Source organism: Streptomyces sp. NPDC006458 (genome assembly GCF_040612135.1).
Lineage (GTDB): Bacteria > Actinomycetota > Actinomycetes > Streptomycetales > Streptomycetaceae > Streptomyces.
The window spans coordinates 82,335-98,343 of the sequence record NZ_JBEXPR010000018.1; the positions used below are offsets into that span (position 1 = coordinate 82,335).

The window sequence follows — 16,009 nt, forward strand, 5'->3', positions numbered from 1 at the left end:
GAAGATCGGAACCTGAACAGAACCGATCAGACACACCTGCCTCGGCGCCCGTCACCCCCTCGGACGGCCGCCGCACACGCGCTCGTCCCACCCGGACGCCGCCCTGCCCCGCGACCGCCGGACGCGCGTCCGTCCGCGCCCCCGCTTCCGGGCGCCCGGCGGGATCCGGACGCAAGCGCCGGGCCGCCGCGGCGCACGGTGCGCCCGGCCCGAGTCCCCGATGCCGGCAAGGCGCGCGATCCGGCCAGCGGCCCCGGATTTTGTCCCATGCGCCGGTGATCCGACCCCCGCCCGCCACGTAGGGTGGACGCTCATGACCACCAGCCAGAACGGAACCGGTGACGTCGACCCCGCCGTGCGCGAGGAGCTCGCGCGGCTGCGCGACAGCATCGACAACATCGACGCGGCCGTCGTCCACATGCTCGCGGAGCGCTTCAAGGCCACGCAGCAGGTCGGCCACCTCAAGGCCGTCCACCAGCTGCCGCCCGCCGACCCGGGCCGCGAGGCCCGCCAGATCGCCCGCCTGCGCACCCTGGCCGAAAACGCCAAGCTCGATCCGGCCTTCGCGGAGAAGTTCCTGAATTTCATCATCGCCGAGGTCATCCGCCATCACGAGCGCATCGCCGAGGACACCGTCAGCGGTCAGCCCGCCACGACGGGCTGACCGAAAACGCGCCCCGGGCGTGACACCACGCCCGGCGCGGTGCATGCTGCGCTGTGCACTCCCCGTCAGCCGACGGGCACAGCGCGTCAGTCCGGGACAACCCTGGCGGACCCAGTGGGAGGGAGGTCCGGCCATGGCGTCGGATGCCAGGATCCTCATCGTCGGCGATCACGAGGACACGCTGTACGCACTGGAGAGCGCCCTCGTCCCCCTCGGTCACCGCATCGCCCGTGCCACCAGCGGCGACGAAGCGCTCAAACAGGTCCTGCGCGGCAGGGTCGGCCTCCTCCTGCTCGACGTCCGCGCACCCGGGGCGGCGGGCCTGGAGGTCGTGCGGTACATGCGCCGTCTGGAGCAGACCCAGCACATCCCGGTCGTCCTGCTCACCGGCTTCGGCCCGGACCAGGAACTGACCACCGCCGCCTTCGGTCTCGGCGTCGCCGACCTGATCACCAAACCGGTCGACCCGTGGTCCCTGCGCACCAAGATCCGCTACCTCTACGAGGCCCACCAGCGCCATCTCGCCCTCCAGCAGCAACTGCGGGACCTGCTCGCCGAGACCGGGGCCCCTGTCGCGACCGCGCCGCACCGCGACACCCTCGTCCCCCAGCAGCGCGAGTCCCGCGTCACCCCGGCCCAGGACCGGACGTAGCCGAAGGGCCGGCACAACGGGCGCCAGGACGGCGCACAAGCGCGCGAACGGCGCACATCGGCTCGTCACGGTGCGCTCACGAAGCCAACCGCCCCTGTGCCCCGTCGGAGCCATCAGGCAGCATGTCGTCCATGTCCGTACTCACGCGCGACGAAGCGCAGACCCGTGCCCAGCTCCTCGACGTCCACCGCTATCGCGTCGACCTCGACCTCACCACCGGCGACGACACCTTCGACTCCCGCACCCGGATCAGCTTCTCGGTGCGCGAGGGCCGGGACCGTACGGACACCTTCGTCGAGCTCAAGCCCGCCGAGCTGCGCTCCGCCACCCTCGACGGACAGCTCCTCGACCCCAGCGGCCTCGACGGCAACCGGCTGCCCCTGAAGAACCTCACCCCCGGTGAGCACGAGCTGAGCATCGACACCGCCATGCGCTACTCGCGCACCGGCGAGGGCATGCACCGCTTCACCGACCCCACCGACGGCGAGACCTACCTCTACACCCAGCTGTTCCTCGACGACGTCCAGCGCGTCTACGCAGCCTTCGACCAGCCCGACCTCAAGGCCGTCTTCGAGCTGACCGTCAAGGCGCCCGAGGACTGGACCGTCCTCGCCAACAGCACCACCCGCCACCGCGGCGACGGCCTCTGGGAGGCCGCACCCACCCCGCTGATCTCCACCTACCTCGTCGCCGTCGCGGCCGGCCCCTGGCACTCCGTGCGCACCGAGCACCGCGGCCTGCCCTTCGCGCTGCACTGCCGCCGCTCCCTCGCGCCCCACCTCGACGTCGACGCCGACGAAATCCTCGACGTCACGCGCGCGTGCTTCGACCGCTACCACGAGAAGTTCGACGAGCCCTACCCGTTCGACTCCTACGACCAGGCGTTCGTCCCCGAGTTCAACGCCGGCGCGATGGAGAACCCCGGGCTCGTCACCTTCCGCGACGAGTTCGTGTTCCGTTCGGCCGTCACCGACACCGAGCGCCAGACCCGCGCGATGGTCATCGCCCACGAGATGGCCCACATGTGGTTCGGCGACCTCGTCACCCTCAAGTGGTGGGACGACATCTGGCTGAACGAGTCCTTCGCCGAGTACATGGGCTACCAGACCCTCACCGAGGCCACCCGCTTCACCGACACCTGGACCGACTTCGGCGTCGTCCGCAAGGGCTGGGGCTACGACGCCGACCAGCGCCCCTCCACCCACCCCGTCGCCCCCGACTCCGTCGACGACACCGCCTCCGCGCTGCTCAACTTCGACGGCATCTCCTACGCCAAGGGCGCCTCCGCCCTGCGCCAGCTCGTCGCCTGGCTCGGTGAGAAGGACTTCCTCACCGGCATCAACAACCACTTCTCCCGCCACAAGTTCGGCAACGCCACCCTCGCCGACTTCATCGACTCCCTCGCCGCCGCCACCGACCGCGACGTCCCCGCCTGGGCCGACGCCTGGCTGCGCACCACCGGGGTCGACACGCTCACCCCGCGCGTCACCCCCGGCGAGAACGGCGTCTGCACGCTCACCGTCGACCGCGTCGGCAGCCGCCCCCACCACATCGCCGTCGGCCTCTACGACCGCGACCACGCCGACGAGGGCCACCTCGCCCTGCGCGAGCGCCTCGACCTCGACGTCCCCGACACCGCCGCCGTGCCCATCGGCAAGCGCCCCGCGCTGCTCCTGCTCAACGACGGCGACCTCACCTACGCCAAGGTCCGCTTCGACCCCGAGTCCTTCGAGGTGCTGCGCACCGGACTGTCGGGCCTGCCCGAACCCCTCACCCGCGCGGTCGTGTGGAACGCCCTCCGGGACGCCGTGCGCGACGGTGAACTCCCGCCCGCCGCCTACCTCGACACCGCCCGCGCCCACCTGCCGCACGAGACGGACCTCGCTCTCGTCCAGGGTGTTCTCGGTTTCGCCACCGGTCAGATCGCCGACCGCTACCTCAGCCGCGACGCCCGGCCCGTCGCCCAGGCCACCATCGGCTCCCTGTGCCGCGACCTCATCCGCCGCACCGAGGACGGCTCCCACCCCGGCCTGCGCCTGATCGCCGTACGCCACTACATCGACGTCGCCGCCCAGCCCGACACCATCGCCGCCTGGCTCGCCGACGGCACCGTGCCCGGCGGACCCGAACTCGACCCCGAGCTGCGCTGGCGCGTACTGGGACGCCTCGCCGTCCTCGGCGCCACCGACGAGGCCGCCATCGCCGCCGAGCTCGAACGCGACCCCAGCGCCACCGGCCGGGAGGGCGCCGCCCGCTGCCGCGCCGCCCTGCCCGACCCGCAGGCCAAGGCCCGCGCCTGGGAGGCGATGTTCAGCGGCGACGACCTGTCCAACTACCTGTTCACCGCCACCGCCCAGGGCTTCTGGCAGCCCGAACAGGCCGACCTGGTGCGGCCGTACATCCCGCGCTACTACGAGGACGCCGTCGCCCTCGCCGAACGCCGTGGGCCCGCCATCGCGGACGCCGCCGGCCGCTGGGCCTTCCCCACGCACGCCGTCGACACCGAGACCCTGCGCCTCGGCGAGCGGTGCCTCGACGCGGCCGGGCCCATTCCCGCCCTGCGCCGCAAGCTCGTCGACCAGCTCGACGACCTCGCCCGCGCGCTGCGGGTCCGGGGCGAGGAGTAACCGCCTTACGACAGGGGCGAGGAGCAACCGCCGTACGACAGGGCGAGGAGCAACCGCCGTACGACGGCGGCCAGCCGGGCGAGGCTCGGCCGGCCGCCGTCGTACGGTGCCCCGGGTCCACGCCACCCAACGCCACCCACCCCCCCAAGCCGATCGGCATCCCCCGCGGAAGTACCCCCTTTCGGGTTCCGATCGTCGGGCTTTCCGGACGCGTCACCCCGTCCCCGTACAAGCTGGGGATCCCGCTGCGACCCACCGCCGCGACGCGCCCGAGGAGGAAGCCCGTGAGCACGCCACCCCTCGCCTCGGGTCCCCAAGGCCTTGGCGCACTGAGGCCGTTGCTCGACACCGTCCTCGACGCCCTGGACGAGGGACGCCGGGCCCGGGGCGGTCCGATGCCCGCGGGCGGGCCCGACGCGGTCGCCGCACGACTGGCCGCCGCAGCCGGCGACGTACTGCCCGACCACGGCGACCCGGACGCCCTGCGCACGCTCGTGCGGGCCCTCGCGGAGGGCGCCGCCGACCCCGCCGAGCCGCTGTGCGTCGCGCATCTGCACTGCCCGCCGCTCGCCGTCGCCACCGCCGCCGACCTCGCCGCGAGCGTGCTCAACCCGTCCCTCGACTCCTGGGACCAGGCCCCGGCCGCCTCCGCCCTCGAAGGCCTGGTCACCCGCGCGCTCGCCGCCGAGGTCCACCCGGGGCGGCAGGGCGGCGACGCGCTCGTCACGACCGGCGGCACCGAGGCCAACCAGCTCGCCCTGCTCCTCGCCCGCGAGGCACTCGGCGGCGTCCGGCTGGTGTGCGGCGCGAACGCCCATCACTCGCTCACCCGGGCCGCCTGGCTGCTCGGCCTGCCCGACCCCGTCGTCGTACCCGCACCGGCCGGGACGCTCGACCCGGCCGCGCTGGACGACGCCCTCAAGAGCGTCACCGGCCCCCACCTCGTCGCCGCCACCGCCGGCACCACCGACGCCGGGCTCATCGACCCCCTCGGCGAGATCGCCGCAGTGTGCAGCGCCCATGGCGCCCGGCTGCACATCGACGCCGCCTACGGCGGACCGCTTCTGTTCAGCGACCGCCGCCGCTTCCTGCTCGACGGCCTGGACGCCGCCCACACGGTCACCCTCGATCTGCACAAACTCGGCTGGCAGCCGGTCGCCGTCGGCCTGCTCGCCGTACGCGAACCGGGCGACCTCACGGCCCTGCACCAGCAGGCCGACTACCTCAACGCCGACGACGACACCGAGGCGGGCCTGCCCGACCTGCTCGGCCGGTCCCTGCGCACCACGCGGCGCCCCGACATCCTCAAGGTGGCCGTCACCCTCAGGACGCTCGGCCGCTCAGGACTGGGCGCCCTGGTGGACCAGGTCTGCGACCGCGCCCAGGAGTTCGCCGGCCTCGTCGCCGCGCACCCCGCCTTCGAGCTGTACGACCGGCCGACCATCAGCACCGTCCTGTTCCGGCCCGCGCACGTCACCGACGAGGCCGTCGCCGCCGTACGCCGCCGCCTGCTCACCGACGGCCGCGCCGTACTGGGCCGGGCCCGTGCCGACGGCCGTGTGTGGCTGAAGGCGACCCTGCTCAATCCCCACACCCGGCCCGACGACCTGGCCGCGCTGCTCAGGACCGTGGAAGGACACACCGCCCCATGAACCGCCCCCCACACCACGACGGCGACACCCCGCGCGACCTCGTCGGCATCGGCATCGGCCCCAGCAACCTCTCCCTCGCCGCCCTGGCCCACCCGCTCGCCGAACTCGACGCCGTCTTCTACGAGCAGCGCCCCGCCTTCCACTGGCACCCCGGCCTGCTCATCGACGGCGCCACCCTCCAGGTGCCCTTCCTCGCCGACCTGGTCACCCTCGTCGACCCCGCCAGTCCCTGGACCTTCCTCAACTACCTCAAGAGCCGCGACCGGCTCTTCCCGTTCTACTTCGCCGAGCGCTTCCGCATCCAGAGAGCCGAGTACGACGCCTACTGCCGCTGGGTCGCGGACAACCTGCCCGGCCTGCGCTTCCGCCACCAGGTCGACGGCGTCCGCTTCAACCCCGAACGCGAGGTCTTCGAGGTCGACTACATCCAGCTCGACAGCGACGGTGAGGCGGAGGCCCTCGGCCGTACCGTCACCCGGAACATCGTCCTCGGCGTCGGCACCGAGCCCTACGTCCCCGACCCGCTGAAGCCGCTCGTCGAGGCCCCCGGCGTGCCCGTCCTGCACGCGGCGGACTACCGCGACCACCGCGCGGCGCTGCTCAAGGCCGGCCATGTCACCGTCATCGGCTCCGGTCAGTCGGGCGCCGAGATCTTCCTGGATCTGCTCCGCAACCGCCCCGTCGGCCGCGAGCGCCTCCACTGGCTCGGCCGCACCGAGGCCTTCGCGCCCATGGAGTACTCCAAGCTCGGCCTGGAGCACTTCACCCCCGACCACACCCGCTACTTCCACGCGCTCGCCGAGCCGGTCCGGGACAAGCTCGTCGCCGCCCAGTGGCAGCTGCACAAGGCCATCGACGCCGAGACCATCGCGGCCGTCCACGACGAGCTCTACCGCCGCACCCTGCACGGCGGCTGGCCCGACGCCGTGCTCACCCCCGGCGTCCACGTCCGCACCGCGGGGCGCATCGCCACCACCAAGATCGAGCTCCACCTCGAACACAGGGTGCAGGGCACCCGCGGCCGTCTCACCACCGACGCAGTCGTCCTCGCCACCGGCTACCGCGAACGCCCGCTCACCCGCGTTCTCGCCGGGCTCGACCCCTACCTGCGCCGCGACAGCGCCGAACGCCCCCGTGTCGACGAGGACTTCCGGCTCGTCCTCGACTCCTCCGTCAGTGACGCCGGCTGCACCGTCCACGTCCAGAACGCCGAACGCCACACCCACGGTGTCGGCGCCCCCGACCTCGGTCTCGCAGCCTGGCGCAGCGCGACCATCCTCAACACCCTGACGGGCAAGAAGCCCTACCCCCTGCCCCCTCGCACCGCCTTCACCACCTTCGGCCTGGAGGAACGGCAGCCCCGGATCCCGTCCGCGCGAACGCCCAGGACGCTCACCCCGCTCGCGGACGGCATCTGAGGCCGCTCGGGTCCCGGGCAGGGACGTCAGCCCCCGCCAGGGACCTCAGCCACCCAGGCAGCGGCTCAGAACACCGGCGTGCCCTCACGCGTCAGCTTCCAGTCCACCGACGCGAAGTCCTTCGGGTCCAGCACACCCTTGGCCGTCACCCACTCCGCGATCCGCGTACGGATCTCGGTCGACTCCGACCACAGCTCCTGCGCCGACGCCACGTGCGGGAACGCGCCACCACCGTTCGCACGGTAGTTGTTCACCGCGAAAACGAACTTCTGAGCATCGTCCAGCGCGGCACCGTCGAATGTGAGGTTCTTGATCCGCGAACCCACCGGCTGGGCGATGTCGATCTCGTACGACAGACCCGACACGTAGTCGTAGTTGTAGTCCGGACGCCCGGCCGCGTTCGTCAGCTTCTCCACGTCGACCGCCGCCCCGGGCGCGGTCTGGGCGAAGTACTGCGCCGAGTACTCCAGGTACGCCCTGACCTGCGCGCCCGTCATCAGCTTCGCGACGAGCGTGTTGTCGTACACGTACAGGCTCGACAGGTCCCGGATCGTCACCTGGCCCGCCGGGATCTCCGACGTGCGCGAGAACGGGGAGGCCTGCGAGATCACCGGCAGCGCGGCGTACTCGCCGCCCGCCAGCGCCGCCTTGGCCACGTCCTCCTGAACCTTTGTGATCAGATCGATGATCGGAGCGTCCTTGTAGCGCGCTTCGACCGTCGTGAGCGTTTCGGTGGCCGTTCCGACCACCTGGTTGACGTACTCCACGACCGCCGCGTGCTCGTCGTCGAGCAGCCTGGAGATCTTCGGGTCGTCGGCCACCGTGTTCGAGTTGCGCAGTGAGGCGGCGACCGACTCGACCTCCCAACGGCCCTTGCGGAACACCAGGTCGATGTCGAACAGGGTCAGTCGCTCCGCGTAGCACAGCGGCTCCGACAGCACGACCGTCCTGCCGGTCCGCTCGTTGACGACCTTCAGCTCGGGGATCTCCACGTGCGCGTGGCCCACCAGGATCGCGTCGATGTCCGGCACCAGCCGCGCCACGTTCGCCGCGGCGTTCTCGACGTACGGCAGCTGGTCGCCGTAGGACGACGTGCCCGACGAACCGCTGTGCGCGGAGACGATCACCACGTCCGCGCCCATCGACTTCAGCTTCGGCACCCACTTCGCGGCCTGCTCCTCCAGGCCCGGGAACGCCAGCCTGCCCTGCACGTACGCCTTGTCCCAGATCGCGATGCCGGGGTTCGTCAGACCCAGCACCGCCACCTTCACCGGCCGTGCGCCCTTCACGTGGAAGGTCTTCATGAAGTACGGCGGGAAGGCCGGCAGCAGCGTCTTGGCGTCCACCGCGTTCGCGCCCAGCAGCGGGAAGTCGCACTGCTCCTCGAACTTGCGCAGCGTCTCGATGCCGTAGTTGAACTCGTGGTTGCCGAGCGCCACCGCGTCGTACCCGATGGCGTTCATGGCCTGCGCCATCGGGTGCACCGGACCGCCCTCGGCGGTGATCGGGTCGACCTTGGCGTAGTAGTACGTCAGCGGGGTGCCCTGGATCGTGTCACCCGCGTCGAGCAGCAGTGTGTTGCAGCGGCCCTTCTCCTCGCGCACCTGGTTCACCAGGGTCGAGATCCGCGCCAGGCCCTTGGCGTTGCCCTTCGCGTCGGTGTACCCGGTGTCCTTGAAGTAGTCCCAGTTGAAGACGTTGCCGTGCAGGTCGGTGGTGCCCATCACGGTCAGCGAATACCGCTTCTCCCGGCCGCCCTCGGCCGCCGGCGCGCTCTCGGCGGCCTGCGCCGCCGGAGCCGCCGCCGTACCGGCCAGCGCCACCCCCGCCCCGGTCACGGCGGACTTCTTCAAAAACTTCCGGCGGTCCAAGGCCATCTTCGAACTCTCCTCGGCGACGAGAAACAGCAACAACGCGCGTAGACAGCGCGCGTAGATTCTGACCCGAGCATGGCGAGACGCAATAGACCGAGCAGGTTGCGATTGGGTGACCCAACCTGTGAATCAACGGACTTGAACCGCCCGCGCGGTGACAGAGTGGGACGTATGACCACACCCGAGCCCGCGCACCCCCAGCCGCCCGTCCCCTACGGCACCCCCGACGCGCCCCGTATCGCCGTCCAGGGCGAGGCCCGTCTGGAGGTCGACCCCGAGATCGCCCGCCTCGGCATCACCGTCGGCGCCCGCGGCCGCGACCGCCGCTCGGCCCTCGACGACCTCACCCACCGCAACGCCGCCGTCCTCGACCTCGTCAAGTCCTACGGCGACGCCGTCGAACGCCTGGAGACCGGCGCCTTCTCGATCACCCCCGAACTCACCAAGTACGGCCGGGGCGAACGGGTGCACCGCTATCACGGCGCCGTACGGATCACCGCCGAGCTCAACGACTTCACCGCCCTCGGCGAACTCACCACCCGGCTCGCCGATCTCGACCTCACCCATGTCGACGGACCCTGGTGGTCGCTGCGCCCCGACTCGCCCGCGCACCGCGACGCCCGCCGGCAGGCCGTGCGCGAGGCCGTCCAGCGTGCCCGCGAGTACGCAGAGGCGCTCGGGACCGGCCTGGCCGCGCTGGTCGAACTCGCCGACGTCGGCGCCGAGAACCCCGTGGGCCACCAGGCCTCGCCCGGCCGGATGCGCTCCGCCGCCTACGCCGTGGCCGCGGAGTCCGACACCGCCGCGCCCCTCGACCTCGAACCCGAGCGTCAGCATGTGTACGCCACGGTCAACGCGCGCTTCACGATGAATCCGCCGCGCCTGTAGGAATTCAAGCAGTCGAGCGGAATTCGAATGGAAAGGCGGAGACGGCGGAGAGAAGGGGTGAAAGAAGCGTTTGACTCCGGGCGGAATGCTCATCGGAGCGGGCCCCTGCACAATTCAACAGTTGTCAACGCTCCTTCACTCAAAGGTTGTTGAGTGGTCATGCCCGGCCAATTCTCTACCCACCGGTAAGGCATAGGCTCGAAGCATGCGCCGAGCAAAGATCGTCTGTACCCTGGGCCCCGCCACCGACTCGTACGACCAGATCAAGGCACTGGTCGAAGCCGGAATGGACGTCGCCCGCTTCAACCTCAGCCACGGCACGCACGCCGAGCACGAGGAGCGTTACCACCGCGTCCGCAAGGCCGCGGACGAGACCGGCCGCAGCGTCGGCATCCTCGCCGACCTTCAAGGCCCGAAGATCCGACTCGGCCGATTCACCGAAGGACCCGTACTCCTCGAACGAGGCGACAGCTTCACCATCACCGTCGAGGACGGCGCCGAGGGCGACCGCAATCAGTGCGGGACGACGTACGAGGGGCTCGCCGCCGACGTCACCGCCGGTGAGCGCATCCTGGTGGACGACGGCAAGGTCTGCCTGGAGGTCACCTCCGTCGACGGCCCCCGCGTCCGCACCACCGTCGTCGAAGGCGGCGTGATCTCCGACCACAAGGGGCTCAACCTCCCCGGCGTCGCCGTCTCCGTGCCCGCGCTCTCCGAGAAGGACAAGGACGACCTGCGCTGGGCCCTGCGCACCGGCTTCGACGTCATCGCCCTCTCCTTCGTCCGCAGCGGACGCGACGCCGAGGACGTGCACCGGATCATGACCGAGGAGGGCCGCCGCCTCCCGGTCATCGCCAAGGTCGAGAAGCCGCAGGCCGTCGAGGCCATCGACGACATCGTCGCCGCCTTCGACGGCATCATGGTCGCGCGGGGCGACCTCGGCGTGGAGATGCCGCTGGAGCAGGTGCCGATCGTCCAGAAGCGGGCGATCAAGCTGGCCAAGCGCAACGCCAAGCCGGTGATCGTGGCGACCCAGATGCTCGACTCGATGATCGAGAACTCGCGTCCGACCAGGGCCGAGGCCAGCGACGTCGCCAACGCGGTCCTGGACGGCACCGACGCGGTGATGCTGTCCGGCGAGACGAGCGTCGGCAAGCACCCCGTCGAGACGGTCCGGACGATGGCCCGCATCGTCGAGGCGGCCGAGGAGGACATGCTCGCCAAGGGCCTGCCGCCGCTGACCGAACGCAACAAGCCCCGCACCCATGGCGGCGCGGTGGCCCGCGCGGCGGCGGAGATGGGCGACTTCCTCGGCGCCCGGTTCCTGGTCGCCTTCACCCAGTCCGGCGACACGGCCCGGCGTATGTCCCGCTACCGCTCGCCGATCCCCCTCCTGGCCTTCACCCCCGACCCGGCCACCCGCTCCCAGCTCAGCCTCACCTGGGGCGCCGAGACGTTCCTCGGGCCGAGCGTCGACACCACCGACGCGATGGTCGCCCAGGTCGACGAACTGCTCCTGAAGTACGGCCGCTGCGAGAAGGGCGACACGGTCGTCATCACGGCCGGCTCGCCTCCCGGGGTGTCCGGCACGACCAACCTGGTCCGCGTGCACCACATCGGCGACGGCTCGCACTGACCGGCGAATTCGGCGCCTCGGGCCGGGCGCGGGCATCGAGCGGTTTAGACCGGAGCTATGCGAACAACGGGGTTTCCTGTTCCTTGGTTCGCTTCTCCCGGCGCCCGCGGGGCTGATTGTTCGTCTGGCGATTGTTCGTGTGCCGAGTTTGTTCGCTCACGTGACTGACGCGGGTGAGTGATTCCGTTGCTACGACGCGAAAAACGGATGTTCACGAGAACGCGAACATCCGCCGAATGATGTGACCTTGGATTTAGAGGAAAAGTACCCCGGGTCGGATTCGAACCGACGCTGGATGGTGTTTGAGACCATTGCCTCTACCGCTGGGCTACCGGGGCTCCCTTGGAAATAAAGGACGACGGTCACCCGCCGTGTCCCCACCTTACCGCAGCTAGGTAGGCTCTTGTCAGCAGTACCCCGCCCTGAACAAGGAGCCCCCGTGACCGCGCCCGAGTCGCCCCAGCCCGTAGACGCGCCCGACGACGACAAGTCGCACGTGCCTCCGCTGACGACCCGTGTCGTCATCGCCGAGGACGAGGCGCTGATCCGCCTCGACCTCAAGGAGATGCTGGAGGAGGAGGGCTACACGGTCGTCGGCGAGGCGGGTGACGGCGAGCAGGCCGTGGAGCTGGCCCGCGAGCACCGGCCGGACCTGGTCATCCTCGATGTGAAGATGCCCAAGCTCGACGGCATCTCCGCGGCCGAGAAGATCACCGAGGAGTCGATCGCCCCGGTGCTGATGCTCACCGCCTTCTCCCAGCGCGACCTGGTCGAGCGGGCGCGGGACGCCGGTGCCATGGCCTACCTGGTGAAGCCCTTCAGCAAGAGCGACGTCGTCCCGGCGATCGAGATGGCCGTGTCCCGGTACACGCAGCTCAAGGAACTGGAGAATGAGGTCGCCGACCTCACTCTGCGCCTGGAGACCCGCAAGCTGGTGGACCGCGCGAAGTCGATCCTGCAGACGGAGTACGGCCTGACGGAGCCGGCCGCGTTCCGCTGGATCCAGAAGACCTCCATGGACCGCCGCATGTCCATGCAGCAGGTCGCCGAGGCCGTCATCCTGGACGCCGAGGAGAAGAAGGCCGCGAAGGCGGCCGACAAGGACTGAGCCCCGAGACCGGGGCCCGGAAGAAGTCCCCGATCCCTCCACACGTGACTGAGGCCCGCTCCGGAAGCTCTTCCGGAACGCGGGCCTCAGTCGTTGGACGAAGGACCTCAGTCCTCGCCGAGATACGCCTTGCGCACGGACTCGTCGTGCAGCAGGTCGCGTCCCGTGCCCGAGAGCACGATGCGGCCGACCTCCATGACGTGGCCGTGGTCCGCGAGGGAGAGCGCGGCCTGGGCGTTCTGCTCGATGAGCAGGATCGTCGTGCCCTGGGACTTCAGCTCCTGGATGGTGGCCATGATCTTCTGCATCATGATCGGCGACAGACCCATGGAGGGCTCGTCGAGCATCAGGAGCTTGGGCCGGGACATGAGCGCGCGGCCCATGGCGAGCATCTGCTGCTCACCGCCCGAGAGGGTGCCGGCGGCCTGCTTCCTGCGCTCCCCGAGGATGGGGAAGAGGTCGTAGGCGCGCTGGATGTCCTTCTCGATGGCTTCCTTGTCGTTGCGCAGGAAGGCGCCGAGGCGGAGGTTGTCCTCGATCGTCATGCGCGGGAAGATGTGCCGCCCCTCGGGGGAGTGGGCGAGTCCGAGCGAGACGACCTTGTGGGCGGGCACCTTCTTCAGCGACTTGCCGTCGAAGCGGATGTCGCCGGAGACCGGCTGGAGCAGCCCGGAGAGGGTGCGCAGCGTGGTGGTCTTGCCGGCGCCGTTGGTGCCGATGAGAGTGACGACCTCGCCCGCTTCGACCTTGAACGAGATGCCCTTGACGGCCTCGATCTTGCCGTAGGCGACCCTGAGGTCCTCGACCTCCAGCAGTGCGGTCACTTGTCGTCCCCTTCTGTGGTGCTCTGCGCCTCGGCGGCCTCGACCTCGCTGGCCTCGTCCGTGCCCGGGGCGCCCTCGAAGGGGGTGCCGAGGTAGGCGGCGACGACGCGCTCGTCGGCCTGGACGACCTCGGCGGGGCCTTCGACGATCTTCTCGCCCTGGACGAGCACGGCGACACGGTCGCAGAGGTTCATGATGAACCGGATGTCGTGCTCGATGACGAGGACGGCGATGCCCTTGTCCCGGATGGCGAAGATGAGGTCCTCGGCCGCGCGGGTCTCCTGCGGGTTCATGCCGGCGGTCGGCTCGTCCAGCAGGAGCAGACCCGGGTCACTCGCGAGGGCCCGGGCGATCTCCAGCTTGCGCTGCTCGCCGTAGGGCAGGTTGCGGGCGAGGTGGTCGGCCTTGGCGGCGAGTCCGGTGAACTTCAGCAGTTCCATGGCGCGTTCACGGGAGGCCGCTTCGGCCTTGTGGAAGCTGGGCAGCCGCAGCAGGGCCGACCAGAGGCCTTCCTTGGTGCGGGTATGCCGTCCGACCAGCACGTTCTCCAGAACGGTCATGTTGGCGAAGAGCCGGATGTTCTGGAAGGTGCGGGCGATGCCGGCCTGGGTGACCAGGTGCGGCTTGGGCGGCAGGACGACGTCCTTGAACTTGACCGTGCCCTCGGTAGGGACGTAGAGGCCGGTGAGGCAGTTGAAGAAGGTGGTCTTGCCGGCGCCGTTGGGGCCGATGAGACCGACGATCTCGCCGGTGTTGACGGTGAGGTCGACGGAGCGGACGGCGGTGAGACCGCCGAAGCGCATGGTGACGTTGGTGGCGTCGAGGACCGTCGTGGTGGTGGTTGCGGTGGTCATGGCGGTCAGGCACCTGCCTTCGCGACGCCGGTTGCGTCGGGCAGAGGTTTGTCCTCCGGTACGTCGAGCTGGCCGGTCTCGTGGAACTCCAGCTGCTTCCTGCGGTCGGCGACCAGGCCCTCGGGGCGGAAGCGCATCAGGAGCATGAGCGCGAGGCCGAAGAGGAGCAGCTGGTAGTCGGCCATGAACTGCAGCTTGGCCGGGATGAGGTAGAGCAGCGCGGCACCGATGAGGGGACCGCTGATGGTGCCCATGCCGCCGAGGATGACGGCGGCGAGCAGGAAGGCCGAGTTGGGCGGCACGGAGCCGGCGAACTGGTACTGCTCGGGGGTGACGCTGTAGGAGACGTGGGCCTGCACGGTGCCGGCGAGGCCGGCCAGCGAGGCGCCCAGCGCGAACGCGAGGAGCTTGAGGCGGAAGCCGTTGATGCCCATGGCGGTGGCGGCGGTCTCGTCTTCGCGGATGGCGACCCAGGCGCGGCCGATGCGGGACTCCGCGGAGCGGCGGAAGACCAGCACGACGACGGCCGTGCAGAGCAGCATCAGCAGGTAGTAGTTGCCGGAGCGGGTGAGCTCGTGGCCGAGGACGCTGTGCGACAGTCCGAGGTTGAACCCGAAGATGTCCAGGTCGGGGATGTTCGGGATGCCGTTGGAGCCGTTGGTGACGTCCGGTCCGCTGTTGCCGTTGAGGTTGTTCATGGTGATGCGGAAGATCTCACCGAAGCCGAGCGTCACGATGGCGAGGTAGTCGCCGCGCAGTCGCAGGGTCGGTGCGCCGATCACCACGCCGAAGATCAGCGAGGCGGCGGCGCCGGTGAGGACCGCGGCCCAGAACGGGAACTGGACGCCGATGGTGGACTGCGGCGAGCCGGAGACCAGCGCGGCGGCGTAGGCGCCGACACCGAGGAAGGCGACGTATCCCAGGTCGAGGAGTCCGGCGAGGCCGACCACGACGTTGAGGCCCAGGGCGACCGTGGCGAAGATCAGGATGTTCGCGCCGATGAGGGCGAACTGGTCGTTGCTCTGGGTGAAGGGGAAGCAGATCGCGGCCACGAACGCCGCCGTCGTGGTGACGTTGCGGTGCTTGTTGGTCAGCGCGGACAGGCGCTTGAGGAGTCCGGCGCGGGTGACCGCGGCGAAGCCGAAGCCGGTGATGATCAGGTAGCCGATGAACTGCTCGGAGTACTCGGTGCCGATGCCGTACGCGAACACGTACAAGCCGACGCCGAAGCCGGCGGCGATGATCAGGATCTCGGCCCAGGAGGGGAGTTCCTTGGCGCGAGGCGGCTCAGGGGCTCCGAACACATGGCGTACGAAGTCCCAGAGGCTTTCGTCGTCGTCGTAGGGCTGGTCGGTGGGGAGGCCGAGGGCGCCGATGACGGCGATGAGGGCGCCGATGCCGGAGACCCAGGCGCCGGGCTCGAAGTTGGCGACGCCGCCGAGTTCGTAGGCGATGGCGCCGAGGGTGTAGCCGGTAGTGCCGAACACGCCGAGGGCGGCGAGGAGCACGGGGCTGTTGGTGCCGCCGGGGGTGAGCCAGCGCAGGCCCTTGATGCCGTAGCCGGAGAGGGCGAACAGCAGCGTGATGAGTGCTCCCACGAGCGTGAGCACTTGCAGTCCGCCCGGGTAGCCCGTGACGGTGAGGTCGCCGGGGAACTCGTCGGTCCAGGTCCAGGCGAGGAAGGTGCCGGCGAGGGCCGTGGCGGAGCCGAGGATGGTGATGGCGCGGGCCGCGCCGGACGGCAGCGGGATGAGCGAGGCGTTTTCCGGGGTGGTGGCCTCGACGGTTTCCGTGGTGGTGGTGTTCGTCATG

At 70.3% G+C, this 16,009-nt stretch carries 12 protein-coding genes and 1 tRNA gene; 8 read left to right on the forward strand and 5 right to left on the reverse strand.

Annotated elements, in window-relative coordinates:
* The first annotated feature begins 313 nt into the window (after window positions 1–313).
* From ABZZ79_RS24200 to ABZZ79_RS24220, 5 genes are all read left to right on the forward strand, one after another.
* A complete protein-coding gene (locus tag ABZZ79_RS24200; RefSeq protein WP_356691912.1) occupies window positions 314–664 on the forward strand; it encodes a chorismate mutase in 351 nt (116 codons plus the stop codon).
* 133 nt (window positions 665–797) lie between these two features.
* A complete protein-coding gene (locus ABZZ79_RS24205) occupies window positions 798–1,316 on the forward strand; it encodes a response regulator (protein ID WP_356691914.1) in 519 nt (172 codons plus the stop codon).
* A 131-nt stretch (window positions 1,317–1,447) separates the two neighbouring features.
* Window positions 1,448–3,943, forward strand: coding sequence for an aminopeptidase N (pepN, locus tag ABZZ79_RS24210; protein WP_356691916.1), 2,496 nt, complete (start codon window positions 1,448–1,450; stop codon window positions 3,941–3,943).
* A gap of 284 nt (window positions 3,944–4,227) precedes the next feature.
* Window positions 4,228–5,595 carry an aminotransferase class V-fold PLP-dependent enzyme gene (locus ABZZ79_RS24215; protein ID WP_356691918.1) on the forward strand — a complete coding sequence of 456 codons (1,368 nt, stop codon included), beginning with the start codon at window positions 4,228–4,230 and terminating at the stop codon, window positions 5,593–5,595.
* Window positions 5,592–7,013, forward strand: a complete 1,422-nt coding sequence (locus tag ABZZ79_RS24220) for a SidA/IucD/PvdA family monooxygenase (RefSeq protein WP_356691920.1) — start codon at window positions 5,592–5,594, stop codon at window positions 7,011–7,013. Before ABZZ79_RS24215 ends, ABZZ79_RS24220 begins: the two co-directional genes overlap by 4 nt.
* A 65-nt stretch (window positions 7,014–7,078) precedes the next feature.
* Here the strand turns inward: ABZZ79_RS24220 and ABZZ79_RS24225 are convergent, their stop codons facing one another.
* Window positions 7,079–8,890 (reverse strand): 5'-nucleotidase C-terminal domain-containing protein, encoded by a 1,812-nt coding sequence (locus ABZZ79_RS24225; RefSeq protein WP_356691921.1) that lies wholly within the window; start codon window positions 8,888–8,890, stop codon window positions 7,079–7,081.
* A 168-nt stretch (window positions 8,891–9,058) separates the two neighbouring features.
* On the opposite strand from ABZZ79_RS24225, the gene ABZZ79_RS24230 reads away from it, so the two are divergent.
* Together ABZZ79_RS24230 and pyk are read left to right on the forward strand one after the other, a co-directional pair.
* Entirely contained in the window at window positions 9,059–9,775 is a 717-nt protein-coding gene (locus ABZZ79_RS24230; protein WP_356691923.1) for an SIMPL domain-containing protein, read from the forward strand.
* 205 nt (window positions 9,776–9,980) lie between these two features.
* Window positions 9,981–11,411 (forward strand): pyruvate kinase, encoded by a 1,431-nt coding sequence (gene pyk, locus ABZZ79_RS24235; RefSeq protein WP_356691925.1) that lies wholly within the window; start codon window positions 9,981–9,983, stop codon window positions 11,409–11,411.
* Between the two features lie 265 nt (window positions 11,412–11,676).
* Here the strand turns inward: pyk and ABZZ79_RS24240 are convergent.
* Window positions 11,677–11,749: transfer RNA gene (locus ABZZ79_RS24240), tRNA-Leu, on the reverse strand.
* A gap of 101 nt (window positions 11,750–11,850) precedes the next feature.
* Here ABZZ79_RS24240 and ABZZ79_RS24245 point away from each other — a divergent pair.
* The gene (locus ABZZ79_RS24245; protein WP_356691927.1) at window positions 11,851–12,519 is read left to right on the forward strand and encodes a response regulator; all 669 of its coding nucleotides are present in this window, start codon (window positions 11,851–11,853) and stop codon (window positions 12,517–12,519) included.
* 107 nt (window positions 12,520–12,626) lie between these two features.
* Here the strand turns inward: ABZZ79_RS24245 and ABZZ79_RS24250 are convergent, their stop codons facing one another.
* The 3 genes from ABZZ79_RS24250 to ABZZ79_RS24260 are packed head-to-tail and all read right to left on the reverse strand — an operon-like array spanning window position 12,627 to window position 16,008.
* Window positions 12,627–13,343, reverse strand: a complete 717-nt coding sequence (locus ABZZ79_RS24250; RefSeq protein ID WP_356691929.1) for an ABC transporter ATP-binding protein — start codon at window positions 13,341–13,343, stop codon at window positions 12,627–12,629.
* A complete protein-coding gene (locus ABZZ79_RS24255) occupies window positions 13,340–14,206 on the reverse strand; it encodes an ABC transporter ATP-binding protein (protein WP_356692065.1) in 867 nt (288 codons plus the stop codon). Before ABZZ79_RS24255 ends, ABZZ79_RS24250 begins: the two co-directional genes overlap by 4 nt.
* The gene (locus ABZZ79_RS24260; protein ID WP_356691931.1) at window positions 14,203–16,008 is read right to left on the reverse strand and encodes a branched-chain amino acid ABC transporter permease; all 1,806 of its coding nucleotides are present in this window, start codon (window positions 16,006–16,008) and stop codon (window positions 14,203–14,205) included. Before ABZZ79_RS24260 ends, ABZZ79_RS24255 begins: the two co-directional genes overlap by 4 nt.
* Window position 16,009: the final 1 nt, after the last annotated feature.